The organism is Frigoribacterium sp. CFBP9030, from assembly GCF_034045195.1.
In the GTDB taxonomy this organism is placed as follows: Bacteria; Actinomycetota; Actinomycetes; order Actinomycetales; family Microbacteriaceae; genus Frigoribacterium.
Map to the genome: position 1 here is coordinate 285944 of NZ_JAXCWG010000001.1, position 24557 is coordinate 310500.

Genomic DNA, 24557 nt, shown 5'->3' on the forward strand with positions numbered 1-24557 from the left:
CCGAATCGCGCGACCTGCTGAGCATCACGCTGCTCGACGACACCCACGACCAACCCGACCTCTTTTGACAGGAGAGTGACCCGTGTCGACTGACCCGACGCACAATCCCGACCTGCTGGCAGCCGGTGAGCCCGCCCCGCTGCTGACCCCGCAGGCGCCGGCCTCGCCCGAGACGTTCGTCCCCAACCGAGGAGGCGCGGCGACGGCCGGCGAAGGACTCGCCGGCTTCCAGCTCCCCGACTGGTCCGCCCTCGAGTGGATCGGCTACTCGTCGCTCGTCGTCATCTCGCTGCTGCTCACCGCGGTGGCCGTCTCGACGCTCTGGTGGATGCTGCACGCGTGGCGCTCGAAGGACAACCTCGAGGGCAGCCAGTTCAGCGAGGACCCTCTCGACGCCGCTCACTCCTTCACCTTGCTGGTGCCGGGTCGGCACGAGGAGGAGGTCATGGGCCAGACCCTCGACCGACTCGCCCTGCAGGACCACCCGGACTTCGAGATCATCGCGATCGTCGGTCACGACGATCCCGGCACCGAGCGCGTCGCCCGCGAGGCCGCCGCGCGCCACCCCGAGCTGATCCGCGTGATCGTCGACTCGAGCGTGCCGAAGAACAAGCCGAAGGCCCTCAACCTCGCGCTGCAGTCGTCGCGGGGCGAGATCGTCGGAGTGTTCGACGCCGAGGACGAGGTCCACCCGCGCCTCCTGACGCTCGTCGACTCGCGTTTCACCGAGACCGACGCCGATGTGGTGCAGGGCGGCGTGCAGCTGATGAACTTCCAGAGCAGCTGGTGGAGTCTCCGCAACGTGCTCGAGTACTACTTCTGGTTCCGGTCGCGTCTGCACTTCCACGCCAAGGAGAAGTTCATCCCCCTCGGCGGCAACACGGTCTTCGTGCGCAAGGAGTGGCTCGACTGGTCGGAGGGCTGGGACGCCGAGTGCCTCGCCGAGGACTGCGAGCTCGGGGTCCGACTCTCGAGCGCCGGTGCGAAGGTCGTCGTGGCCTACAGCCCCGAGGTCGTCACCCGCGAGGAGACCCCCGGCACCTTCGTGTCTCTGCTCAAGCAGCGCACCCGCTGGAACCAGGGCTTCATGCAGGTCTACGGCAAAGGCGAATGGAAGAAGCTCCCCCGACTCCGTCAGCGTCTGATGGCCCGCTACCTGCTCACCATGCCCTTCATCCAGGCGGCCACCGGGCTGATGATCCCGATCTCGGTCGCGCTGATCCTCACGGTCAAGGTCCCGACGGCGATCGCGCTGCTCTCGTTCATCCCCCTGGCGCCGACACTCGTGCTGCTGGCCGTCGAGTTCACGGGTCTCCGCGAATTCGGTCGCACCTACGGGCAGAAGGTCCGGGCGCGCGACTACTTCCGACTCGTCTGGGGTCTGCTGCCTTACCAGATCTTCCTGGCCCTGGCCGCCGTCCGGTCCGTCTGGCGACAGGTCCGAAAGCTGAACGCCTGGGAGAAGACGGAGCACACGGGCGCCCACCGACCTGCCGCCGTGCCCGCCCCGCTCGGGCACGCCGCCCCGACCCCGACGACCGACGCGGCGGGCCGTTCGACCGACGACCTCGCCCTGACCGGAGGTGGTGACCGATGACCAGCATCCTCGACCGACCAGCCGACACGACCGTCGCACCGGACGCACCGATCCGGCCGCGTCCGGCCGAAGCGGATCGCGCCCCCCGGGTGTCGTGGCTCCGACGTCACGGCGCCTCCCTGCTCTGGCTCCTGCCCGTCCTCGCCGTCGCCGCCGTCGTGCAGAGCCTCAACATGGCCGGCTCGCCGCAGCGGATCGACGACGAGGGCACCTACGTCGCCCAGGCCTGGGCCGTGCAGAACCTCGGCGAACTCGCCCACTACACCTACTGGTACGACCACCCGCCCGTGGGCTGGCTGCAGATCTCGGCGTACACGGCCCTGACCGGCGCGTTCTCGCGCTACAGCATCGCCGTCCTGGCGGGCCGCGAGGCCATGGTGTTCTTCACCGTCGTCGCGGTCGCCCTGCTCTGGGTGCTGGCCCGCAGGATCGGGCTGAGCCGCGTGGCCGCCTCGGTCGCCGCCCTCGTGTTCGCCGTCTCCCCCCTCGCCGTGCAGTTCCACCGCACCGTGTACCTCGACAACGTCGCGACCCCGTGGCTCCTCGCCGCCTTCCTGTTCGCCCTGAGCAGGCGGCACCAGCTGGCCGGCTACGCGGCGGCCTCCGCGTCGTTCGGCATCGCCGTCCTGTCGAAGGAGACGTACCTGCTGGCCCTGCCGTTCCTGGCCTGGGTCATGATCCGGGGAGCCGACCGCTCGACGCGTCGGTACACACTGTCCATCGCCTCGGCGCTGCTCGTGCTGATCGGCCTCTCGTACATCGCGCTCGCCGGGGTCAAGGGCGAGCTGCTGCCGGGCGCCGGGCGCGTCAGTCTGCTCGAGGGGATCACGTTCCAGCTCGGCACCCGCGAGTCGAGCGGCTCGATCCTCGACACGGGCAGCCTCTTCTTCGCCACCGTGTCGCAGTGGTGGCAGCTCGACATGGTCGTGATCGTGCTGGGCGCGGCGGCCTCGGTCGTCGGCGTCTTCCTGACGAGGGTCCGGCCGATCGCCGTGATGATGGTCTTCCTCATCGCGTTCATGTTCCGCCCGGGCGGCTATCTGCCCGTCCCCTACGTGATCATGATGCTGCCGTTCGCGGCACTGCTGATCGCGGCGGTGTCGGACTCGGCCGTGCGCTCGCTCCGCGCCCGACGCGAGAGCCGGCTCGGCACGGCGGCCGGCCGCTCCGGCGCCGTCGTCTGGGTCGCCGTGACCGCGGTGGCCGCCGTCGCCATCGTGCCGCTCTGGACGACGCAGCTCCGCGGGTTCTTCCTCGCGGACCTCGACGCCCCGATGCGCGACGCGCAGGGATGGATCTCGGACAACGTGCCGAAGGACAGCCGACTGCTCGTGGACGACGCGATGTGGGTCGATCTCGTCGACGACGGATTCGCTCGGGACAACGTCATCTGGTTCTACAAGCTGGACACCGACGGCGCCGTCCGGGCGCAGTCGCCGAACGGCTGGCGCGACAGCGACTTCATCGTCACGACCGAGTCCGTCCGCACCTCGGGCGGCTCCTCGGAGGGCATCCGTCAGGCCCTCGACAACTCGACCGTCGTCGCGTCGTTCGGCAGCGGCGACCAGGAGGTCGACGTGCGTCGCATCGACACCGACGGCGCCGCCCAGGCCGCGACCGACGCCGACGCCGACGCGGCGGCCCGATCGCAGGTCGGTCGCGAACTCGCCCAGAACCCGTCGCTGCAGGTGTCCGACGTGTTCCGCCAGGCGCTCTCCGACGGCCGCGTCGACCCGAGGGCGATGATCGTCCTGGGTCAGCTCGCCGCGGCCGGCCCGATCAGCGTCGCCGACCCCGCCTCGCTGCCGGGCGAGTCGGAGGGGCTCTTCCGACAGCTGGAGATCATCCCCGCCGACGGTCGGTCGGTCGACGATCTGGCCGCCGTCGTCGACGGACTCGGATCGACCTACGCTCCTGTCGGCGCCGACCCGACCGATGACGGCCTGATCGCCACCTGGTCCGCCCTCCCGCCGAGCGGCCTGCTCGGCTGAGCCGCACGGCGGCGCGTGGTCGATCCGACGCGCGCCGCCCCTCCTCCCGCCGGCTCCTCCTCGAGCCGGATCCCGACCGGAAAGGAACCACCTCATGGCACCCGCCATCAGCACCATCCGAACCCCCGCCTCCTCCCGCCGCCGACTCACCGCCGCTCTCGCCCTGGGCGTCGCCGCGACCGCCGCCGTGGCCGCCTCGGTGGTGGGCGTCTCGCCCGCCCAGGCCGCCGAGGGCGACGGCTGGGTCCGTGTCGGCCACCTGTCGCCCGACACCAAGTCGGTCGACGTCACCCTCACCTCGATCAAGGGCGGTCAGGTCGTCATGGACCTCGACGACGTCACCTACGGTCAGGTCAGCCCCTACGAGGCGCTGCCCGCGGGCACGTACGTCGTCTCGATGACCGCCGCCGACGCACCGGCCGCCGAACCGGTGATCAGCACCAACGTCACCGTCGAGAGCGGGCAGCCGATCACCGCGCTGGCGTACGGCGAGAACGACGACCTCCGGACCGAGGTCTTCACGGATGACCTCACCGCCCCCGCGCCCGGCGAGGCGAAGCTCCGCCTCGTGCAGGCGGCGAACGTCACCGACACCGTCGACGTGGCGACCAGCACCGGCACCACGATCGCCAGCGACGCCCCCTTCGGCAGCGCCAGCGGGTACGCCAGCGTCGACGCCGGCCCGTGGACGCTCGACCTGACGGGCGACGACGTAGAGGGTTCGGCCGACGTCGACCTCGCCGCAGGCAGCGTCAACACGCTGTTCGTGCTCGACAACTCGACGGGTGGACTGACCGTCGTACCCGTCGTCGACAGCGCGTCGACCGCCGAGACCCCGCAAGGGGGCGTGCAGACCGGAGGCGGCTACCTCGCCGAGCACCCCGCCGACGAGGCCTCCAGCGAGACGCGGGGCTTCTGGGCGTCCGTGCTCGGCTTCCTCCGCATCGGCTGACGCCGCGGCGGAGCGAATGGACGGACGAGGAGGCGCGGCTCGGCGCCGCCGGGCACCGCGCCTCCTCGACCGGCACGACGATGACAGCACAGTGAGGAACGACATGACGAAGAAGACGAGACTGCTGCTCGCAGCGGCGGTCGTGGTGGCAGTGACCGTCACGGCCGGGATCGCCTCATTCGTCGTCGGCCCGTTCGGCGGTTCGCCGGACGAGGCGGGCGGACGGACGGGCGCGACCAGCGACCCCGGCATCACCCCCACCTCGGCACCCGAGCGGACGCCCGACCAGATCGGCGAGGCGTTCCTCGACGACTGGGTCGACTCCGACGGGCGCGTCGTCCGCCGCGACCAGGGCGACGACACCGTCAGCGAAGGCCAGGCGTACGGTCTCCTCGTGGCGGTCGGCGTCGACGACGAGAAGGCCTTCGACACCATCTGGGAGTGGACCACCGACAACCTCGTGCGCGACGACGGTCTGCTCGCCTGGCAGTGGGCGGACGGCGCCGTGGTCGACGACGGCCCGGCGAGCGACGCCGACGTGGACGCCGCTCGGGCGCTCGTGCTCGCCGGCGACGCCTTCGACCGCCCCGATCTGACCGCGGCGGGCGTCGAGCTCGGCGGCGTCGTGCTCGACACGATGACCGCGTCGACCGACGTCGGGCGGATCCTCCTCCCCGGGTTGTGGGCTCAGGGCGATGCGCCGTGGTCGTACAACCCCTCGTACGCCTCGCCCGCGACCTTCCAGGAGCTCGGCGCCGCCAGCGGCGACCCGCGCTGGGACGAGCTCGCGGCCGGCTCGCGCGCCGTGACGACGGAGATCCTCGACTCGACCGCGCTGCCCAGCAACTGGGCGCAGGTCGCACAGGACGGCACGGTCGTGCCCCTGCCGAGCGCCGACGGATCGAGCGGCACCGTCGAGTACGGCTACGACGCCGCCCGCCTGCCCCTGCGGTACGCCGAGTCGTGCGACCCGGCCGATGTGGCCCTCGCCGCGCGTCTGGCGCCGGTGCTCCAGCGCTACGACGAGCTGCCCATGCAGCTCGACCTGGGGGGCCAGTCGACCGGAGCCGACAAGAGCCCGTTGGCCTACGCGGCCCGGGCAGCCGCCGAGGCCGCAGCCGGCGACCGGCAGGCGGCGGCCGACGACCTGCGTCGCGCCGACGAGGTCGCCACCTCGACCCCCACGTACTACGGCACGGCCTGGTCGGCGCTCGCAGCCCTGCAGCTCGACGGCACGTCGATCGGTGAGTGCTCGCCTCTGGAGGAGGACTGACATGAACCCCACCACCTGGCTCCGCGAGCACACGAAGGCCGCCGTCGCGATCGGCGTCGCCGTCGCGCTGGCCGTCGGGGGCGTGACCGTCGCGGCCGTCGCGGCGCAGCCAGACGGCGCATCGTCGACATCGACCGGCACCGAGGAGGCGCGGGGCGGCTCGACCCCGTCCGTCTCGACCGAGGGGTTCCAGGACCCGGCGGCCCAGACGTACACCGCGCCTCCTGCGGGCGCCGAGCCCGTTCGGGTGCGGATCCCGTCGATCGGCGTGGACTCGGGGCTCGAGGATCTCGGCCTCGGGGCCGCCGGCGAACTGGACGCTCCCGAGGCGTGGATGTCGGCCGGCTGGTACGAGGACGGCGTCGTGCCCGGGGGAGTAGGCCCCGCAATCATCGCCGGTCACGTCGACTCGTCGACCGGGCCCGCGGTGTTCGTCGATCTGCCCGAGCTCGAGCCCGGCGACGAGGTGCTCGTGACCCTGTCGACCGGTGAGGTCCACACCTTCTCGGTGACCGGCAGCGAGACGGCTCCGAAGGCGAACTTCCCGACCTCGGACGTCTACGGGAGCACGCCCACCCCGACACTGCGGCTCATCACCTGCGACGGACGATTCGACTCGTCGACCGGGCACTACGAGGACAACCTGATCGTCTTCGCCGACCTGGTCTCGTGACCGGCTCGAACCCATCCGAACCCGACCCGACCCGACCCGACCTGACCCGACCCGACCCGACCCGAACGGGAGTAGACCCCACCATGAACGACGCGCTCGTGATCATCCCCACCTACGACGAGAAGGACAACCTCGACTGGATCGTCGGCCGCACGCTCGACTCCGGCGCCGCGGTGGACGTCCTGGTCGTCGACGACGGCTCGCCCGACGGCACCGGTGAGCTGGCAGACGCCTACGCCGCCCGCGACTCCCGTGTGCATGTGCTGCACCGCACCGAGAAGGCCGGCCTCGGCGCCGCCTACCTCGCCGGCTTCGCCTGGGGTCTCGAACGCGGCTACGACGCCCTCGTCGAGATGGACGCCGACGGCTCGCATCACCCCGAGCACCTCCCCGGCATGCTCGAGCTGCTGCGCGACAACGACCTCGTGCTCGGCTCGCGCTGGGTGCCCGGCGGCCGCGTCGAGAACTGGCCGATGCGCCGCGAGCTGCTCAGCCGCGGCGGCAGCTGGTACACCCGGGGCGCCCTCGGCATCCGCGTCGCCGATACGACCGGAGGGTTCCGGGTGTTCCGCTCGTCGGCTCTGCGCCGCATCGACCTCGACGAGGTGGAGTCGCGCGGCTACTGCTTCCAGGTCGACCTGCTCTGGCGTGCCCTGCAGGCCGGTCTCCGGGTCGTCGAGACGCCGATCACCTTCACCGAACGCGTCCACGGCGCCTCGAAGATGAGCGGCTCGATCGTCAGGGAGTCCCTGACCAAGGTGACCCTGTGGGGTCTCCGTCGCCGGTCCCTCGCGCTCGTCGAGCTGATCGTGCGGCACCGCCGCCTGCCGAGCGTCCGTGCGACGTCGCACCGCGTCGGACCCTCGAGCGGCGGCGTGTCGACGCGCTAGCGACCGACGGCGGACGGCGCACGCGCGCCCGGGCCCGTCGGGCCCGGGCGCGCGTCATCGACGGCTCCGGCGTCAGCGGACGATCGCCACCGAGTGCGCCGGCAGCAGCAGACTGGACCCGGGCTCGATCGACGCGTCGCTGGCGAAGAGGACGGTGCTGCTCGGCACCGCGACCCGCGCCTCCTCTGCGGCGAAGTTGATCGCGATGCGGAGCTCGCCGCGCGTGAGCACGAGCCAGCGGGCGTCGGCGTCGTAGTCGACCGAGACGGAGTCGAAGCGCGGGTCGGTCAGGTCGGGCTCGCTGCGCCGCAGGGCGCCGAGACGACGGTAGGCGTCGAGCAGCACGGCGTGGCGACCCGACTCGAGCTCGGACCAGTCGAGCTTGCTGTTCTCGAACGTCGACGGCTCCTGCGGATCGGGCACGGACGATTCGTCCCAGCCCATCTTCGCGAACTCGGCGATGCGGCCCTTCGCCGTCGCCTCGCCGAGATCGTGCTCGGGGTGCGAGGTGAAGAACTGCCACGGGGTGGACGCCGCCCATTCCTCGCCCATGAAGAGCATCGGCGTGTACGGGCCCGCGAGGGTCAGGGTCGCCGCGATGACGAGCTGACCGTCGTCGAGGGTGGCGGCGAGACGGTCGCCGATCGCCCGGTTGCCGATCTGGTCGTGGTTCTGGTTCGCGACGACGAGGCGCCAGGTCGGCATGTGGTCGGTGTCGACCGGCTGTCCGTGCGTCGCCTCGCGGAACGACGACCAGGTGCCGTCGTGGAAGAACCCCTTCGTCAGCACCTTCGCGAGCGCGCCGAGCGGCTCGAAGTCGGCGTAGTAGCCGGTGGTCTCGCCGGTCAGCGCGACGTGGACGGCGTGGTGGAAGTCGTCGCTCCACTGCGCGTCGAGGCCGTAGCCCTGCCGTTGCTCGGGGCCGAAGCCGCCGCCGTCGCGGGGGGTGATCAGGGTCGGGTCGTTGAGGTCGCTCTCGGCGATCAGCGACAGCGGGCGACGCAGGTGCGCGCTCAGGGCGGCCGTCCGCTCGGCCAGCTCCTGCAGCAGGTGCACCTCGCTGTCGTCCTTCAGGGCGTGCACGGCGTCGAGTCGCAGACCGTCGACGTGGTAGTCGCCCAGCCACATCGCCGTGTTGTCGAGGATGAACTCGCGCACCTCGTGCGCACCGTCGTCGTCGAGGTTGACGTTGTCGCCCCAGGTGTTGGCGTGCTTGCTCGACAGGTACGGGCCGAAGAGCGGCAGGTAGTTGCCCGAGGGGCCGAGGTGGTTGTACACGACGTCCTGGATGACGCCGAGGCCGGCGGCGTGCGCGGCGTCGACGAAGCGCTGGTACGCCTCGGGCCCGCCGTAGTTGTCGGTGACCGTGAACCAGTCGACGCCGTCGTAGCCCCAGTTCCAGCGGCCGTTGACCCCGTTGACCGGCAGCAGCTCGACGAGGTCGACGCCGAGGTCCACGAGGTACGGCAGCTTTCCGATGGCCGAATCGAGGGTGCCCTCGGGGGTGAAGGTGCCGATGTGCAGCTCATAGACCACGGAGCCGGCCAGCTGACGGCCGGTCCACGCGGCGTCGGTCCAGGCGAAGGCGCCGGGGTCGTAGGTCTCGCTGAGACCGTGCACGCCGTCGGGCTGACGGCGCGAGCGCGGGTCGGGCAGGGGGGTGTCGCCCCCGTCGAGCACGAACCCGTAGCGGTGACCGGGCGCACGGTCGAGATCGGGGGAGGCGCGCCACCAGCCGGTCTCGGGCTCGTGCGTCAGCGGCAGCAGCTCCCCGTCGAGGTGCAGCTGCACGGTGGTCGCTTTCGGGGCCCAGACGTCGTAGACGCTCATCGGTCTCCTCGGGTCGGTGTCGGTGTCGGGTCGGTGCGGTCGGTGAGTCGCGACATGCCGCCCACCTCGGGAGGTGAGCGGCATGTCGTGACTCCTCGACCAGGGGAGACGGTAGTCGGGCGCGGAGCGGCGCGGACGGGCGGGTCAGTCCTCTGCGGGGATCAGCAGGGCGACGGGGTACATGTCGAGCACCTCGGCCAGTCGCAGGCGACCGCCCTCGTGACGGCGACCCGTGAGGACGTCGCGATACGCGCCTCCTGCGGTCAGGACCTCGGTGTCGTCCCAGCCGCCGGCCTGCTCGAGGGAGACGGGGAGGCGCGTGGCGATGGCGATCGCGCCCCCGCGATCGACGGCGACGGCCGAGACGGCCTGCTCGCCGAACACCGGCAGCGCGGCGTAGCGGGTGAACAGGTCGGGGCGGTCGCGACGCAGCGTCAGGGCGCGATGCGTGACGAGCAGCTTCGCCGCGCCCGTGTCGTCGACCGGGGGAGTCGCGCCCGAGCGGATCGCCTCGAGGTAGAGACGACGCAGATCGAAGTCGACCGGGCGACGGTTGTCGGGGTCGACGAGCGAGAAGTCCCACAGCTCGCCGCCCTGATAGACGTCGGGGCTGCCCGGACCGATCAGCTGCATCAGCGTGACGCCGAGCGAGTTGCTGTACCCGGGGCCGCGGAGGACGTCGACGATGCGCTCGACCTCGTGCCGCACCTCCTCGTCGTCGAAGACGGCGTCGACGGCCGAGTGCATGCGCTCTTCGAAGGCCTCGGCCTCGTCGGTGCGGTCGGTCCAGGTGGTCGACGAACCGGCCTCGCGGGAGGCCTTCTCGGCGTAGGCGTGCAGGCGCTCGCGCGACGCGGGCCACGAACCGACGACCGTCTGCCAGAGGATGTTCTCGAACGGCCCGTCGCCCATCGGCGCGAGGTCGCGGAGGCGCTGGAGGGTGGCGGCCCACTCGTGCGCGACCTCGGAGAGCACCGAGATACGCGCCCGCACGTCGGCGCTCCGCTTCGTGTCGTGCGTCGACAGGGTCGTCATGCCGAAGGGGCGCTCGGCGAGGCGGCCCTGCTGGCGGGCGTGGAACTGCGCCGGAGTCACCGAGAACTCGCTGGGGTCGGCGCCCACCTCGGTCAGCGTCGCGAGGCGGCTGTAGCGGTAGAACGCGGTGTCTTCGACGCCCTTCGCCATCACCATGCCGCTGGTCTGCTGGAACCGCACCGACGCGGGGTGCGTCTCGTCGCGCAGCACGGCGACGACCCGCTCGACGGCATCGGCGAGCTCGGGGCGGTGACGCGTCGCGACGGACGCGGCCTCGGTCAGCTGCTCGGAGCCCTGCGGGAGGTAGCTGCGGTAGACGGGGAACGCCGCGGCCAGCTCGGCCAGGGCGTCGACGACCTCGGGGTCGACGGCGCCGCCGCCCGCGATCAGTCGCGCGAGGCGGTTGATCTCGCTGCCGAGGATGCCGTCGGCGATGCCGCGCTTGGTGCCGAGGATCATCTCGTGCCAGTCGACCGTCTCGTCGCCGGTCGACTCGTCGGCACCGGCCGCGCGCTCGTCGGCGTCGACGCCGGTCGCACGGCGGAGGCGCGAGTCGAGCCCGTCGAGCGCCGCGGCGCCGCTCGGGTCGACGAACAGCCGGTCGAGGTCGGCGAGGGTGTCGTACCCGGTGGTGCCCGCGGTGGCCCAGTCTTCGGGGAGGCGCTCGTCGCCTTCGAGGATCTTCTCGACGAGCACGTGGGCACGACCCGTGAGGGCGGCCAGACGGTCGAGGTAGCCCTTGGGGTCGGCCAGGCCGTCGGGGTGGTCGACCCGGAGGCCGTCGACGAGCCCGTCACGGAACCACCGCCCGATCTCGACGTGGGACTCGTCGAAGACGCGCCCCTCTTCGACCCGGATGCCGGCGAGGGTGTTCACCGCGAAGAAGCGGCGGTAGTTGAGGTCGGAGTCGGCGCGCTTCCAGTGCACGAGCTCGTAGTTCTGCCGTGCGTGGACGGCCGCAGCGTCGTCGCCGACGCCTCGCGTGCCCGGGGCGATCGGGTACACGTTGTCGTAGTAGTGCAGCTCGTCGCCTTCGACGGCGAGGCCCTCGATGGACCCGTCGGCCGCCGCGGGCTCGCCGAGCACCGGCAGCAGCACCTTGTCGCCGCCGGCCGCCCAGTCGACGTCGAACGCGTCGGCGTAGCGGGACTCGCGGCCGTGGGTGAGGAGGTCCCACCACCAGACGCTGGACTTCGGCGTCGCGACGCCGACGTGGTTCGGGACGATGTCGACGAGCACGCCGAGGCCGTGCACGTGCGCACGGTCGGAGAGCGTGTGCAGACCCACCTCGCCGCCTCGCGCGGGGTCGACCCGGCTGTGGTCGACGACGTCGTAGCCGTGGTCGCTGCCCGGCTCGGCCTCGAGCACGGGCGACAGGTAGACCCAGTCGGCCCCGAGGTCGCGGAGGTAGGGGACGACGTCGGCTGCCGCGAACAGATCGAAGGAGGCGCGGATCTGCAGGCGGTACGTCGAACGCGGGTGTCGGGTCGAGTCGTTTCGGGTCACTGGTCTTCCTCGGCCGTGGCTCGGAGGACGACGAGCGAGCGACCCACCACGGGGAGTCGGTCGCCGGCTCGCAGAGCGGTGGGCGTCTGCGGTGTCGAGGGGGGCTGGGCGGTGGTGGCGGCGCGGGTGGCCGTCGGCGTGCGGGGTGCGGCGTTCGCCGGCGGCGGCGGCACGTCGACGGTGCTGTCGACGACGACCTCCCAGCCCTCGGCGTACTCGTCGGGCGGCAGCACGAAGGTGACCGTGTCGGCGCTGGCGTTGAAGTAGAGGACGAAGTTGACGTCGGTGATGCGACCGCCGCGGGCGTCACGCCCGCGGATGCCGTCGCCGTTCAGGAACATGCCGATCGCCTTCGCGTACGACTCGTTCCACTCGCCCTCCTGCATGGCGTCGCCCTCGGTGGTCAGCCAGACGATGTCGGGCAGGGGCTCGCCCTCGCCGCGGGTGACCGGTCGGCCGTTGAAGTAGCGCTGGCGACGGAACGTCGGGTGGTCGTGCCGCAGCTTGATGACCTCGGCGACGAACTCGATCAGATCGCGGTCGGCGCTGTCCCAGTCGATCCAGCTGAGCTCGTTGTCCTGCGCGTAGGTGTTGTTGTTGCCCTTCTGCGTGCGACCGAGCTCGTCGCCGTGCAGCAGCATCGGGACGCCCTGGCTGAGCAGCAGGGTGGCCAGGAAGCTGCGCTGGCGCTGCTCGCGGAGCGCGCGGACGGCGCCGTCGTCCGTCTCGCCCTCGATGCCCGAGTTCCAGGAGCGGTTGTGGCTCTCGCCGTCGTTGCCGTCTTCGCCGTTGGCGTCGTTCTGCTTGTCGTTGTAGCTGACCAGGTCGCGCATCGTGAAGCCGTCGTGGGCGGTGACGAAGTTGATGCTCGCCACCGGGCGGCGGCCGTCGCGCTCGTACAGGTCGGCCGAGCCGGTGATCCGGCTGGCGAACTCGCCGAGGGTCGAGGGCTCGCCGCGCCAGAAGTCGCGGACGGTATCGCGGTACTTGCCGTTCCACTCCGTCCACTGGGGCGGGAAGTTGCCCACCTGGTACCCGCCGGGGCCGACGTCCCACGGCTCGGCGATCAGCTTCACCTGCGACACGATGGGATCCTGCTGCACGAGCTCGAAGAAGGTCGACAGCCGGTCGACCTCGTAGAACTCGCGGGCCAGCGACGCGGCGAGGTCGAAGCGGAAGCCGTCGACGTGCATCTCGGTGACCCAGTACCGCAGGCTGTCCATGATCAGCTGCAGCGAGTGCGGGTGACGGACGTTCAGGCTGTTGCCGGTGCCCGTGTAGTCCATGTAGTAGGTCTTGTCGTCGTCCATCAGCCGGTAGTACGCGGCGTTGTCGATGCCCTTGAACGACAGGGTCGGCCCGAGGTGGTTGCCCTCGGCCGTGTGGTTGTACACGACGTCGATGATGACCTCGATGCCGGCCTGGTGCAGCACCCGCACCATGGTCTTGAACTCCTGCACCTGCTGACCGATGTCGCCCGTGGCCGAGTACGCGGCGTGCGGGGCGAAGAAGCCGATGGTGTTGTAGCCCCAGTAGTTGCTGAGGCCCTTCTCGAGCAGCGTGTTGTCTTGCACGAACTGGTGCACGGGCATCAGCTCGAGCGTCGTGATGCCGAGCTTCTTGAGGTGGTCGATGATCGCCGGGTGCGCGACGCCGGCGTAGGTGCCCCGCTCGTCCTCCGGGATGTCGGGGTGGGTCTGGGTGAGCCCCTTGACGTGAGCCTCGTAGATCACCGTCTCGTCGTAGCTGTACCGCGGGGCGCGGTCGCCCTGCCAGTCGAAGAACGGGTTGATCACGACGCCGAGCATCATGTGCGGGCCCGAGTCCTTGTCGTTGCGCGAGTCGGGGTCGCCGAAGTCGTACGCGAAGAGCGCTTCGTCCCAGTCGATCTCGCCGCAGGTCGCCTTGGCGTACGGGTCGAGCAGCAGCTTGTTCGGGTTCGCGCGAGAGCCCGAGGCGGGGTCGTACTCGCCGTGCACGCGGTAGCCGTAGCGCTGGCCGGGCTGCACCGTGGGGAGATACCCGTGCCAGACGTACGCGTCGACCTCTCGCAGATCGACCTGCGTCTCGACCCCGGCGTCGTCGAACAGACAGAGGACCACACGCGTGGCGGCCTCGCTGAAGATCGCGAAATTGGTTCCGCTGCCGTCGTAGGTCGCGCCGAGTGGGTAGGGATTGCCGGGCCAGGTATGCATCGAACCTCCGATTGGGACTCGCTCAGCCTACGGGCGAACGGGGAGGGCGTCCGGCGCCGTGCGACGCGTACGGTGGCGACCATGTCGAACATCGTCGTTCCCACCCGCCCGACCCGCGCCTCCTCGGCCATCGCCCCGACGGGAGGGCGCTCGTGAAGATCGTCGTGCTCGGCGCCACCGGCCACGTCGGCGGCTACCTCGTCCCCCGGCTGGTGGCGACCGGTCACGAGGTGGTCGCGGTCAGTCGTGGCACGTCCGAGCCGTACCGCGCGCACGCCGCCTGGGCCTCCGTCGAACGGGTCGCGCTCGACCGCGACGCCGCCGAGGCCGACGGCACGTTCGGTGCGCAGGTGGCTGCGCTCGAGGCCGACGTCGTCGTCGACATGATCTGCTTCACCGTCGACAGCGCCACGCATCTGCTCGACGCGCTGCGCGGGACGGGCACCGCACTGGTCAGCTGCGGAACGATCTGGGTGCACGGCCCGGCGGTCGAGGTGCCCATCACCGAGGAGGCGCGTCGGACGCCGTCCGGCGAGTACGGCACGCAGAAGGCCGCCATCGAGGAGCTGCTGCTGCGCGAGTCGCGGCGACCCGGCGGCGTGCAGTCGACGGTGCTGCACCCGGGCCACATCACGGGACCGGGCTGGCCCATGATCAACCCGCAGGGCAACCTCGACCTCGGCGTGTGGGAGGCGCTCGCCGCGGGCCGCGAGGTCGTGCTGCCCGACCAGGGGTCCGCGACCGTGCACCACGTGCACGCCGACGACGTCGCACAGGCCTTCCAGCTCGCGGTCGACCGGTTCGGCCAGGCGGCCGGCGAGGCGTTCCACGTCGTGTCGGAGCGCGCCGTCTCGCTCCGCGGCCTCGCCGAGGCCGTCGCGCGCGAGTACGGGCAAGAGGCGCGGCTCCGGTTCGTCCCGTTCGACGAGTTCCGCACGCTGGTCTCGGACGAGGCGGGCGACGCCTCGTGGCAGCACGCGTGGCGCAGCCACTCGATGAGCATCGAGAAGGCGCGTCGGCTGCTCGGCTACGCGCCGCGGTACACGACCGTCGAGGCCGTCGTCGAGGGGCTCGAGTGGCTGGCGGCCGACGGGCGGCTCACGCTGCGCTGAACGCGGTCGCGCCCGCACCCCTGTCGAGGTGCGGGCGCGAACGGGCGGGGTGTCAGCGTCTGGTGACCGCCGCGAGGGCGTCGACGACGCCCTCGCCGAAGTAGCCGTTGTCGGCGACCGTGCCGGTGCAGGCCGCGACGCCGGCGGGGCAGGCCGTGTCGGTGGCCTGCTTCTCGAGCAGGCGCGTCAGCTCGGCGCCTTGGGCCTTCGGGTGCGTGGACTTCAGCAGGGCGAGCACGCCGGCGACGTGCGGCGAGGCCATCGAGGTGCCGGACTTCGTGCCGTAGCCGCCGTCGAGCACGGTCGAGAGGATCGCCGAACCCGGGGCGGCGACGTCGATGACGCCCTTACCGTAGTTCGAGAAGCTCGACTTCGCGCCCGCCGAGGTGGTCGACGACACGGTCACGACGCCGTCGAGCTCGGTCGGGATGTCTTCGCAGCCGGCGTCGATCTGCCGCACGACGGGGGTCGTGTCGTTCGGGCTGGCGTCGTCGACGGTCTTGTTCGCGAGGTCGATCGACGAGTTGCCGGCGGCGGCGACGTTCACGACGCCCTTCTTGTCCTGCGTGTACTGCACGGCCCGGTCGACGCTCGTCTTGACGGCGAGCTGGTCGACGTCGGAGTCGCACCAGAACTGCCACGGGTCGACGTAGTAGCTGTTGTTGGTGATCGACGCGCCGGTCGAGGCGGCGTACATGAAGCCGCAGATCGCCGCCTCGGGGTAGATGAACCCGTCGTCGCTGACGACCTTGACGGCCGAGATGCGCACACCGGGGGCGACGCCGACGATGCCGACGCCGTTGCGCGCGGCGGCGATGGTGCCGGCCACGTGCGTGCCGTGATCGCTCGTCGTGGGCTGCCAGGCGTCGTACGACCGGTCGGGCGTGCCGGCGAGGCAGCCGGCCGAGGCGCGGGTGTCGATGTTCGGCTGCAGGTCGGGGTGGTCTCCCTCGATGCCCGAGTCGAGCACGGCGACGAGCACCTTCCGGCTGCCGTCGGTGATCTGGTGCGCCTGGTCGGCCTTGATCGCCTTGTTGTCCCACTGCTGGGCCTCGAGCGGGTCGGCGACGACGGTGGTCTGCGCTTCGAGTCGCCGCTCGGGCGAGGCGGCGTCGGCGCGACCGGGCTTCCCGGGCTTGCCCGGCTTGCCGTGCCCCGGTCCGTGGCCGGTGCCGGGGGGCGTGACGCCCACGCCGAAGGTCGGGTCGGTGGCCGTGACCGGTGCCGTGCGGGTCGCCCCGACCGAGTCGACGCCGCGCGTGGCCCGCAGGGACGCGGCGAAGTTCGTGTTGTCGGACTGCGCCACGATCACGCCGATCTCGTCGTACGCGGCGATCACCGCGCCTCCGGCCGTTCCGACGGCCCTCTCGATCTTGTCGACCTGACCGCGGTTCGCCTTCTCGACGTTGACGGTGTAGTTCATCAGCGGCCCGACGACGACCGGGAGCGTCGGCGTGACCGGCTTGCCGACCGGCGCGGACGCAGGAGGCGCGGCGAACGCGACCCCGGAGCCGACGGCGGTCAGACCGAGGGCGAGGGAGGCGGTGAGACAGGTGGCGAGCACGCGACGGCGTGCGCTGCGGGGGTTCTTCGGGAAGGACATCGGACTCCTCGTCGGGCGCCGGTGGGTCGGCGCACCTTTGATAGGGAAATCTAAGGTTCCCGGCGGCGTCGCGCAGCGGGCACTTCGCGGGACCGGCGTTGTCCCCCATCCGGGGCACGGTCGCCGAGGAGGCGCGGCGCACCCGGGTACGTCCGCCCGCGCTATGCTCATCGCACAACACACGGGAGTCCGGTGAGCCGGGCTGAGAGGAAGCGAACCACGCTTCGACCGTCGAACCTGATCCGGATCATGCCGGCGCAGGGAGGAGATCACATGTCTGTCCGCACGTCCACCACCGGTCGCGAGGCCGCCACCGCGACGAAGACCCCGGCGCGGCGCTGGCGCGTCGTCGACATCGTCGTCGCCAGCGTCATCGGCGTCGCCTCGGGAGTCGTCTTCTGGGCCTGGGGCGTCGCCTACTACGGCACCGACGTGCTGCTGAGCTTCTCGGGCGGGTTCCAGGGCATCTTCAACGGGATGTGGCTGTTCGCCGGGGTGCTCGGCGGCATCATCATCCGCAAGCCCGGCGCCGCCGTCTACACCGAGGTGGTCGCCGCGGTCGTGTCGATGCTGATCGGCACGCAGTGGGGGTTCTCGGTGCTGATCTGGGGCATCGTCCAGGGGCTCGCCGCCGAGATCGTGCTCGCGCTGTTCCTCTACAAGTCGTGGCGCCTCGGGGTGGTGCTGCTCGCCGGCACGGTCGCCGGTCTCGCCGTCGGTCTGATGGACATCACGTTCTCGTCGACCGCCGCGGCGCTCGCACCCGTACGGCAGTTCGTCTACGTCGCCTCGTCGATCGTGTCGGGTCTCGTCATCGCCGGGTTCCTCTCGTGGCTCGCCGCTCGAGGGCTCGCCCGCAGCGGCGCCCTGAACCGCTTCGCCTCCGGTCGGACGACCGAGACCCTGGTCTAGCGGGGCGCGGGCGTGGCGTCGGTGCCCGCACCGGGCGGGGCCCGCGTGACGGCCCGCGGGTGGGGCTGGCGGCACGCGGGGCGGCGCGCCCGCGCGGTCTCGGGCCTCGACCTCGACATCGAGCCCGGTGAGAAGGTGCTGCTGCTCGGAGCCTCGGGTGCCGGCAAGTCGACGCTGCTCGCCGGTCTGGCCGGCGTGCTGGGCGGCGACGAGGACGGCGACGCCGAGGGCGAGCTGCTCGTCGACGGGCGGCCGCCCGCCTCGCAGCGCGGGCGCGTCGGACTCGTGCTGCAGGACCCGGACTCGCAGGTGGTGCTCGCCCGCGTGGGCGACGACGTGGCCTTCGGCTGCGAGAACCTCGCGGTGCCGCGCGACGAGATCTGGCGCCGGGTGCACGAGTCGCTCGATGCCGTCGGGCTCGACCTGCCGTTCGCCGCCTCGACCTCCGAGCTCAGCGGCGGTCAGAAGCAGCGTCTGGCGCTCGCCGGCGCGTTGGCGATGCGACCCGGGCTGCTCCTCCTCGACGAGCCCACCGCGAACCTCGACCCGGTCGGCGTCGTCGAGGTGCGCGACGCCGTCGCCCGGGTCGCCGAGGCGACGGGGGCCACGCTGGTCGTGGTCGAGCACCGCGTCTCGGTGTGGCTGCCCGTCGTCGATCGCGTCGTCGTGCTCGCCGCCGACGGGGGAGTGCTCGCCGACGGCAGACCCGACGAGGTCCTCCGGGCGCAGCGCGACACGCTGACCGGCGCGGGCGTCTGGGTGCCCGGGGTCGACGTCGCGACGCCCCCGCGGAGACGGGCGACCGGTGACACGCTGCTCGAGGCGCACGGACTCGCCGTCGGTCGGCGCGGCCCGCGCGGTGCGGCGGTGGCCTCCGACGTCGGTCTGTCGGTCGTCGCCGGCCGAGCGCTGGCCGTGACGGGGCCGAACGGCGCCGGCAAGTCGACGCTCGCCCTCACCGTGGCGGGTCTGCTGCCGCCGGTGGCCGGTCGGCTCGTCGCGTCGCCGGCGCTGGCGGGCGACGCCGGGCCGTCGCCCGTGCGATGGCGACCGCGCCAGCTGCTGACCCGCATCGGCACGGTCTTCCAGGATCCGGAGCACCAGTTCCTCTCGACGACGCTGCGGCGCGAACTGGCCGTGGGGCCGCGGGCGCTGGGCGTCCCCGCCGCCGAGATCGACCGCCGGGTCGACGCGCTGCTCGAGCGTCTGCGCCTCGACCACCTCGCCGCGGCGAACCCGTTCACTCTCTCCGGCGGGGAGAAGCGCCGACTGTCCGTCGCGACGATCCTGGCCTCGCGGCCGTCGGTGCTCGTGCTCGACGAGCCCACCTTCGGTCAGGACGCCCGCACCTGGCGCGAGCTCGTGGCGTTCCTCGCCGAGCTTCTCGACGACGGCCGGGCGGTCGTCACGGTGACGCACGACGCCGATCTCGTGGCGGCCTTGGCCGACGACGTCCTCGACCTGCCGGCCGGCTCGGCGGCGACGGGCCCCGCGTCGATCGGCCCCGCGGCGTCCGGTGGGGGGGCGTCGTGAGCATCCTGACCACCATCGAGACCACCGGCGTCGTGGGCCGCGTCAACCCGGTCGCGAAGCTGCTGGCCGCCCTCGTCATCGCGGTCGTGCTGCTGCTCTCGATCGACTGGGTCTCGGCGGGGACGGCGCTCGCCCTCGAGCTGATGCTCCTGCCCTGGGCGGGGCTGACGGCCCGGCAGCTCGCCGTCCGCACCTTCCCGCTCTGGATCGCCGCCCCCTCCTCGGTGCTGGTGACCGCGGTCTACGGTCGTGACGGAGGCGCCGTCCTGATCGACTGGTGGGTGGTGTCGGTCACCGAGGGGTCGCTCTCCCTGGCGGCCGCGATCGGCCTCCGCATCCTCGCCGTCGGCATCCCGGGCATCGTCCTCCTCGCGACCACCGACCCCACCGACCTGGCCGACGGTCTCGGCCAGGTGCTCCGCCTCCCGGCCCGGTTCGTGCTGGGCGCGCTCGCCGGTCTCCGTCTCGTGGGGCTGTTCATGGACGACTGGCGTCAGCTGGCTCTGGCCCGTCGGGCGCGCGGTGTCGCCGACTCGGGCGGTCCGATCGGGGCCCTCCGGCGGTTCGGTCAGCAGGCCTTCGCCCTGCTCGTGCTGTCGGTCCGCCGCGGGAGCAAGCTCGCGACCGCGATGGAGGCCAAGGGCTTCGGCTCGGACGAGCCCCGCACCTGGGCCCGCCCGTCGGTGTTCGCCGGGCGCGACGTCGTGCTCGTCGGTCTCGGCGTCGCCGTGGCCGCGATCGCCGTGACGGCCGCCGTCGCCGCCTCGACCTGGTCGTTCGTCCTTGCCTGACCGCGTCGACGCCGTGATCGATCGCATCCTGCAGCACACCGAGGAGGCGCGGGTCGCCGACCAGCCCGCCGTCGTCCTGATCGACGGCCGCTCCGGTTCGGGCAAGACGACGCTGTCACGCCGACTGTCCGACGCCTGGCCCGCACACCTCGGTCCCGTCCGCCTCGTCCACCTCGACGACGTCTACCCGGGCTGGCACGGACTCGAGGCGGCGTCGGAGGCCGTGCCGACGACGATCCTGCGGGGGACGCCCCGCGGCTGGCGGCGATGGGACTGGCAGCTGGACCGACCGGGGGAGTGGGCGGCCCTGGACCCGGCCGTCTCGGTGATCGTGGAGGGTGCGGGGTCGGTGACCCGCGCCTCCTCGGCTCTGGCGACGACGCGGGTCTGGCTCGAGCTCGATCGCGACGAGCGACGACGACGGGCGCTCGCACGCGACGGAGCCGCCTACGAGCCGTGGTGGGACGTCTGGGCCGAGCAGGAGGAGCGGCATCTGGCCAGGCATGCGCCTCGGACGCTCGCCGACATCGTCGTCGACGCGTAGGCGCACGCGAAGGCGCGGGCGCGGTCGGCCCGGAGCGGTCGACCTGGCGCGATCGGCTCACACGCGTTAGCCTTTCGGAGGCCAGTGCATGAATGCCCTGGTCTCATGAGAGTGGGTGGCATGTGAGTACTTCGGATTCCGGTGGACGATACGGCAGTCGACGACTGTTCCTCGCCGCGGGCGCGACCGCCGCGGCGGCGGCGCTCGTCCTCGACGGCGGGGGAGCGGCACCCGCCGTCGCAGCCGGCCCGACCGACGTCGACGACCCGCATGTCGCGGTCGACGTGAAGCGGATCGGGGCGCGCGGCGACGGGCGGACGAACGACACCGTGGCGTTCCAGCAGGCCCTCGATCTCGCCGCCAAGGTGCGCGGTCGCGTCGTGGTGCCGGCCGGCGCGTATCTGATCGACTCCGTCTCGGTGCCGATGCTCGTCAAGATCCAGGGGCTGGGCTCCGACATCAGCCGGTACGGGTCGGGGACGAGCGGCGGGGTCAACCTGCGCCACCTGCCCACGTCGACCGCGCCGATGGTCGTGGTGACGGGCCCGGGCACGACCCTCGAGGGGCTGACCCTGCAGGGCAACGGATCGGACGCGCCGCTGCTGCGGGTCGACAACGGGTTCGAGTCGCGCTTCGACCGGGTGCACCTCGCCAACGTGGCGGGCACGGCTCTGCTCGCCCAGCGGGTCAACAACGCGTTCTGGTCGGATGTCTTCGTCAACAACTGCGGCACCGAGACCGACGCCGCGATGGTGGTCAGGTCGCCGCCGGCCGAGATGAGCCTGACGAACTCGAACACGCTCACCTGCGTCGATCTGACCATCGAAGGCAGCCCCGGGCCCGCGCTCGACCTCGGCTGGGGAGCGTCGGGCGAGCACTTCGTCGAGTTCGTGCGACTGGTCGCCCCGCACATCGAGGCGCTGCAGACCGGATCCGCTCCGGAGGCGGTGATCCGGGTGGGGAACGTCCGTCACGTCGAGCTCGTCAGCCCGTTCCTCTACGGCGGCGGCGGGCCCCTGATCGAGCATCGGCGGCAGCGTCCGCGCGGTGTCGTGCTCGAAGGGGGGATCCGCGTGATGGGCGGGGCGCTGCTCGGCGTCGACCCGGCGAAGGCGACGGCGAACGACCACCTCGTTCGCCTGACGGACGGCGACGACTTCGCCCTGATCGGCACGCGGCTCGGACGCTTCACCGGGGCGGCCGTCGCCGTCGGGGCCGATTACGGCGCGAACGTGATGATCGATCCGACCACGCGCATCCAGCTGTCGAAGGGGGCGTCGCCGGTGCGTGACGAGCGACCCGCTCGGGCGCTGCCCGTCTGGGGTTGGCCCGGCGGCGTCACGGCGGCGGCGGACGTCGAGGTCGGCCGCCATCTGCTCGCGGGGCGCGCGACCGCGCCGACGGCTCAGCCGCTGCCGGCGGCCGCACTCGGTGCGGCGCCGATCGTCGCGGCGGGCGGCGACTCGGCGGGTTCCGTGCGCTACACGCCCGGGGCGGCCGCGAAGGCGGGGCCCCAGGTGCGACTGAGGTTCGCCGCACCGTTCGCCACCCCGCCGACGGTCGTGCTGACGGCGCAGTCGGCCGCCGCCGCAGCGAGCCGACCCTACGTCTCGGTCACGAAGGACCACATCGAGATCTGCGTCGTCGAGCCGCTGCCGGCTGCTCAGCGCGGAGAGGTCGCGTTCGGCTATCAGGTGGTGGGCTGACGGCGGCCGTCCACCGGCCCGGCCCCGCCTCGGGCGGTCAGGCCCCGCCGAGCTCGTGCGAGCGATCGGATCAGAACGAACCGCCTCCACGACCGCCGAGGGTGTCCTTGCCGTCGCCGTCCCAGTCGCCGGCGAAGGCGGCACCCGTGCCGGGGCCGTAACGGAACTGCAGGCCGTACCGATCGGTGCCCGTGGCGGGCTGCGTCATCTCCAGGTCGTTGTAGAGCGCCCAATCCGAGTGTCCCTGCTGGCGGGGCGGTGCGTAGGGGAACCGGAATCCGAGCGTGTCCTCACCGTCGCCGTCCCAGTCGCCGACGGTGATGAGCGCCGTCGGGAACCGAGCCTCCACGTCGACGACCCGAGCGGTGCGCGCCGTCGAGAGGTCGTTCGTGATGTGGAAAAGGCCGTTACGGAGGATGGCAAGGGAGTCTCTGCCGTCACCGTCCCAGTCGCCGACGAAGATCCGGTCGCCCGAGCGGCCGAATGCGATCGAGAAGTCGGCCTTGCCGCCCTCCCAGCGATTAGTGAAGTGGAAGGTGTTGCCGCGACGCACGGCGAGTGTCGCGACGCCGTCGCCGTCCCAGTCGCCCACATAGGTCTCGTCGGTGGTCTTCCCGTAAGAGACTGCGCGGTCCGTGTAGGCCGCCGTCGTCTCGGGCTGCAGGTAGTAGGTGTTGCCGCGACGCGCGGCGAGACTGTCTCGGCCGTCGCCATCCCAGTCGCCGACGAAGAGCGAGTCGTTCATACGCCCGAACACGACGGAACCGGCGAGTACCGGGCTCGAGGGGAAGTCCGAGAAGCCGACGATGGTCCCGTACCCCCCGGTGGCCCCGCCCTTGGCCTGAGCCGGGACGGCGATGGTCGCGGTGAGTCCGACCGCGACGGCGAAGGCGGCGATGGTGCGGACGGTGGTGCTGGACTTCATGGTTCCCCCTCTGGTGGTCGGTGTGTCGCACGGCCACCAGGGGCCATGTCGAGCGCACCTCGACTCTATGGCGTGCCCGCTGCCGTAAAGCGACCGTTCGGTAACGGATCGACGACGAAGAGCAGCGGATGACCCTGCCGGCGGTCGTGCTGCCGGCGCAGTCGGCCCCCTCGCGCGGTCAGGCCCAGCCGAGCTCGTGCAGCTGCTCGTCGTCGATGCCGTAGAAGTGGGCGATCTCGTGGACGAGGGTGACGTGGATCTCGTCGGCCAGCGCCTCCTCGTCGTCCACGGCGGCCAGGTGCGGTTCGCGGTAGAGGATGATGCGGTCGGGCAGCTCGCCGAAGCCGTACTGGCCCCGTTCGGTCAGAGCGACGCCGTCGTACAGGCCGAGCAGGTCGAGTGAGCCGTCTTCGGGGCGGTTTTCGGTGACGAAGACGATGTTGTCGAGCCCGTCGACCATGTCGTCGGGCAGCAGATCGAGCTGATCGACGACCATCTCGTCGAAGCGCTCGGCGCTGATCGCGGCCGGGTCGATCCCCGACGGCCCGTCGTCGTCAAGTCGGTGCGGTTCGTCCACGCGCCTACTCTCGCACGCCCCGTCCGTCTTCCCCTGGGCGCACAAAGAAGCCCCGCCACGAGGGCGGGGCTTCTTTGTCTCATCAGGGTGAGTAACGGGGCTTGAACCCGCGGCCTCCTAGACCACAACCAGGCGCTCTACCAGCTGAGCTATACCCACCATGTGCACTCGCCGAAGCGGTTGCAACGAGAAGACTCTACTACAGCCTGGAGGCCCATTCGTCCACGACGGTCTTCGAGATCGCCTGCACCTCTTCGGTGGTCGGGCCGGGCTCCGAGACGAAGCCGGCGCGACGGTAGTACTCGAGCTCGCGGATCGACTCGAGGATGTCGGCGAGCGCACGGTGGCCGCCGTTCTTCTGCGGGGCGTTGAAGTACACGCGGGGGAACCAGCGCCGGGCGAGCTCCTTGATCGACGACACGTCGATGCTGCGGTAGTGCAGGTGACCGTCGACGCGCGGCATGTACTTCGCGAGGAACGCCCGGTCGGTGCCGATGGTGTTGCCGGCGAGCGGCGCCTGCTGCTTCGTGGGCACGTGCTTGAGGATGTACTCGAGCACCTCGAATTCGGCCTCGGCCAGGCTGACGCCGTTCGGGATCTCGTCGATCAGACCCGACGACGTGTGCATCTCGGTGACGAAGTCGCCCATGTTGTCGAGCGCCGACTGATCGGGCTTGATCACGATCGTGAAGCCGGGGTGGACGGGGGTGAGGTCGAAGTCGGTGATCACGACGGCGACCTCGACCAGTTCGTCGACGCTGAGGTCGAGACCGGTCATCTCGCAGTCGATCCAGACCAGACGGTCGTTCGCTGAAGCCATGGGGGGAGTCTAGCCGCGTGGTCGTCGGGCACCGCGCCTCCTCGGGGCCGGTCCACGAGTCGCGACACGCCGCCCGCCTCGAAGAGCGAGCG

Annotated in this window: 19 protein-coding genes, 1 tRNA gene and 1 riboswitch; of the genes, 12 read left to right on the forward strand and 8 right to left on the reverse strand. The window is 71.6% G+C overall.

All coding sequences use genetic code 11. The features are described 5' to 3' along the window. The first annotated feature begins 82 nt into the window (after window positions 1-82). The 6 genes from SOM13_RS01315 (at window position 83) to SOM13_RS01340 (ending at window position 7376) form a co-directional block, all read left to right on the forward strand. Window positions 83-1597: a glycosyltransferase family 2 protein gene (locus SOM13_RS01315; protein ID WP_320478689.1), complete on the forward strand. Its 1515-nt coding sequence runs from the start codon at window positions 83-85 to the stop codon at window positions 1595-1597. Further along, a complete protein-coding gene (locus SOM13_RS01320; RefSeq protein WP_320478690.1) occupies window positions 1594-3588 on the forward strand; it encodes an ArnT family glycosyltransferase in 1995 nt (664 codons plus the stop codon). The genes SOM13_RS01315 and SOM13_RS01320 overlap by 4 nt, the downstream gene beginning before the upstream one ends. A 94-nt stretch (window positions 3589-3682) precedes the next feature. After that, the gene (locus SOM13_RS01325; protein ID WP_192059887.1) at window positions 3683-4540 is read left to right on the forward strand and encodes a DUF4397 domain-containing protein; all 858 of its coding nucleotides are present in this window, start codon (window positions 3683-3685) and stop codon (window positions 4538-4540) included. A gap of 103 nt (window positions 4541-4643) precedes the next feature. Further along, entirely contained in the window at window positions 4644-5813 is a 1170-nt protein-coding gene (locus SOM13_RS01330) for a glycosyl hydrolase family 8 (RefSeq protein WP_320478691.1), read from the forward strand. 1 nt (window position 5814) lies between these two features. Further along, window positions 5815-6486: a class F sortase gene (locus SOM13_RS01335; protein WP_192059892.1), complete on the forward strand. Its 672-nt coding sequence runs from the start codon at window positions 5815-5817 to the stop codon at window positions 6484-6486. Between the two features lie 83 nt (window positions 6487-6569). Beyond that, complete coding sequence (locus tag SOM13_RS01340; protein ID WP_243215184.1) at window positions 6570-7376, forward strand: polyprenol monophosphomannose synthase; 807 nt, start codon at window positions 6570-6572, stop codon at window positions 7374-7376. Between the two features lie 72 nt (window positions 7377-7448). On the opposite strand, the gene treZ is transcribed toward SOM13_RS01340, so the two are convergent. The 3 genes from treZ to glgX all read right to left on the reverse strand — a co-directional run bounded on the left by treZ (window position 7449) and on the right by glgX (window position 13942). Next, complete coding sequence (treZ, locus tag SOM13_RS01345; protein ID WP_320478692.1) at window positions 7449-9206, reverse strand: malto-oligosyltrehalose trehalohydrolase; 1758 nt, start codon at window positions 9204-9206, stop codon at window positions 7449-7451. Window positions 9207-9350: 144 nt separating this feature from the next. Then, entirely contained in the window at window positions 9351-11747 is a 2397-nt protein-coding gene (treY, locus tag SOM13_RS01350; protein ID WP_320478693.1) for a malto-oligosyltrehalose synthase, read from the reverse strand. Then, a complete protein-coding gene (glgX, locus tag SOM13_RS01355) occupies window positions 11744-13942 on the reverse strand; it encodes a glycogen debranching protein GlgX (protein ID WP_320478694.1) in 2199 nt (732 codons plus the stop codon). The genes treY and glgX overlap by 4 nt, the downstream gene beginning before the upstream one ends. Before the next feature lie 152 nt (window positions 13943-14094). Here glgX and SOM13_RS01360 point away from each other — a divergent pair, with 152 nt between their 5' ends. Further along, complete coding sequence (locus tag SOM13_RS01360; RefSeq protein ID WP_320478695.1) at window positions 14095-15054, forward strand: NAD-dependent epimerase/dehydratase family protein; 960 nt, start codon at window positions 14095-14097, stop codon at window positions 15052-15054. Window positions 15055-15106: 52 nt separating this feature from the next. Here the strand turns inward: SOM13_RS01360 and SOM13_RS01365 are convergent, their stop codons facing one another. Further along, window positions 15107-16657, reverse strand: coding sequence for a S8 family serine peptidase (locus tag SOM13_RS01365; protein WP_320478696.1), 1551 nt, complete (start codon window positions 16655-16657; stop codon window positions 15107-15109). 171 nt (window positions 16658-16828) lie between these two features. Beyond that, a riboswitch (TPP riboswitch) is annotated at window positions 16829-16939 on the forward strand. On the opposite strand from SOM13_RS01365, the gene SOM13_RS01370 reads away from it, so the two are divergent. From SOM13_RS01370 to SOM13_RS01390, 5 genes are all read left to right on the forward strand, one after another. Further along, window positions 16931-17569, forward strand: coding sequence for an ECF transporter S component (locus SOM13_RS01370; protein WP_320478697.1), 639 nt, complete (start codon window positions 16931-16933; stop codon window positions 17567-17569). It overlaps the preceding riboswitch by 9 nt. 12 nt (window positions 17570-17581) lie before the next feature. After that, window positions 17582-19102, forward strand: coding sequence for an ABC transporter ATP-binding protein (locus SOM13_RS01375; RefSeq protein WP_320478698.1), 1521 nt, complete (start codon window positions 17582-17584; stop codon window positions 19100-19102). Beyond that, complete coding sequence (locus SOM13_RS01380) at window positions 19099-19893, forward strand: energy-coupling factor transporter transmembrane component T family protein (protein WP_371740691.1); 795 nt, start codon at window positions 19099-19101, stop codon at window positions 19891-19893. Before SOM13_RS01375 ends, SOM13_RS01380 begins: the two co-directional genes overlap by 4 nt. Then, window positions 19886-20437, forward strand: a complete 552-nt coding sequence (locus SOM13_RS01385; protein WP_320478699.1) for a zeta toxin family protein — start codon at window positions 19886-19888, stop codon at window positions 20435-20437. The genes SOM13_RS01380 and SOM13_RS01385 overlap by 8 nt, the downstream gene beginning before the upstream one ends. A gap of 122 nt (window positions 20438-20559) precedes the next feature. Continuing rightward, window positions 20560-22143 (forward strand): glycosyl hydrolase family 28-related protein, encoded by a 1584-nt coding sequence (locus SOM13_RS01390; RefSeq protein ID WP_320478700.1) that lies wholly within the window; start codon window positions 20560-20562, stop codon window positions 22141-22143. Window positions 22144-22213: 70 nt separating this feature from the next. Here the strand turns inward: SOM13_RS01390 and SOM13_RS01395 are convergent, their stop codons facing one another. The 4 genes from SOM13_RS01395 to orn all read right to left on the reverse strand — a co-directional run bounded on the left by SOM13_RS01395 (window position 22214) and on the right by orn (window position 24465). After that, window positions 22214-23068 (reverse strand): hypothetical protein, encoded by an 855-nt coding sequence (locus SOM13_RS01395; protein WP_320476956.1) that lies wholly within the window; start codon window positions 23066-23068, stop codon window positions 22214-22216. Window positions 23069-23246: 178 nt separating this feature from the next. Next, window positions 23247-23564 carry a metallopeptidase family protein gene (locus tag SOM13_RS01400; RefSeq protein WP_320477098.1) on the reverse strand — a complete coding sequence of 106 codons (318 nt, stop codon included), beginning with the start codon at window positions 23562-23564 and terminating at the stop codon, window positions 23247-23249. 167 nt (window positions 23565-23731) lie between these two features. Next, window positions 23732-23804 (reverse strand) — tRNA-His (locus SOM13_RS01405). Between the two features lie 40 nt (window positions 23805-23844). Continuing rightward, a complete protein-coding gene (gene orn, locus SOM13_RS01410; RefSeq protein WP_192059912.1) occupies window positions 23845-24465 on the reverse strand; it encodes an oligoribonuclease in 621 nt (206 codons plus the stop codon). Window positions 24466-24557 lie beyond the last annotated feature (92 nt).

Coding starts and splice junctions, on each gene's coding strand:
- SOM13_RS01320 (WP_320478690.1), top strand. CDS start 1,594: ATGACCAGCATCCTCGACCGACCAGCCGACACGACCGTCGCACCGGAC.
- SOM13_RS01325 (WP_192059887.1), top strand. CDS start 3,683: ATGGCACCCGCCATCAGCACCATCCGAACCCCCGCCTCCTCCCGCCGC.
- SOM13_RS01330 (WP_320478691.1), top strand. CDS start 4,644: ATGACGAAGAAGACGAGACTGCTGCTCGCAGCGGCGGTCGTGGTGGCA.
- SOM13_RS01335 (WP_192059892.1), top strand. CDS start 5,815: ATGAACCCCACCACCTGGCTCCGCGAGCACACGAAGGCCGCCGTCGCG.
- SOM13_RS01340 (WP_243215184.1), top strand. CDS start 6,570: ATGAACGACGCGCTCGTGATCATCCCCACCTACGACGAGAAGGACAAC.
- treZ (WP_320478692.1), bottom strand. CDS start 9,206: ATGAGCGTCTACGACGTCTGGGCCCCGAAAGCGACCACCGTGCAGCTG.
- glgX (WP_320478694.1), bottom strand. CDS start 13,942: ATGCATACCTGGCCCGGCAATCCCTACCCACTCGGCGCGACCTACGAC.
- SOM13_RS01365 (WP_320478696.1), bottom strand. CDS start 16,657: ATGTCCTTCCCGAAGAACCCCCGCAGCGCACGCCGTCGCGTGCTCGCC.
- SOM13_RS01370 (WP_320478697.1), top strand. CDS start 16,931: ATGTCTGTCCGCACGTCCACCACCGGTCGCGAGGCCGCCACCGCGACG.
- SOM13_RS01395 (WP_320476956.1), bottom strand. CDS start 23,068: ATGAAGTCCAGCACCACCGTCCGCACCATCGCCGCCTTCGCCGTCGCG.
- SOM13_RS01400 (WP_320477098.1), bottom strand. CDS start 23,564: ATGGTCGTCGATCAGCTCGATCTGCTGCCCGACGACATGGTCGACGGG.
- orn (WP_192059912.1), bottom strand. CDS start 24,465: ATGGCTTCAGCGAACGACCGTCTGGTCTGGATCGACTGCGAGATGACC.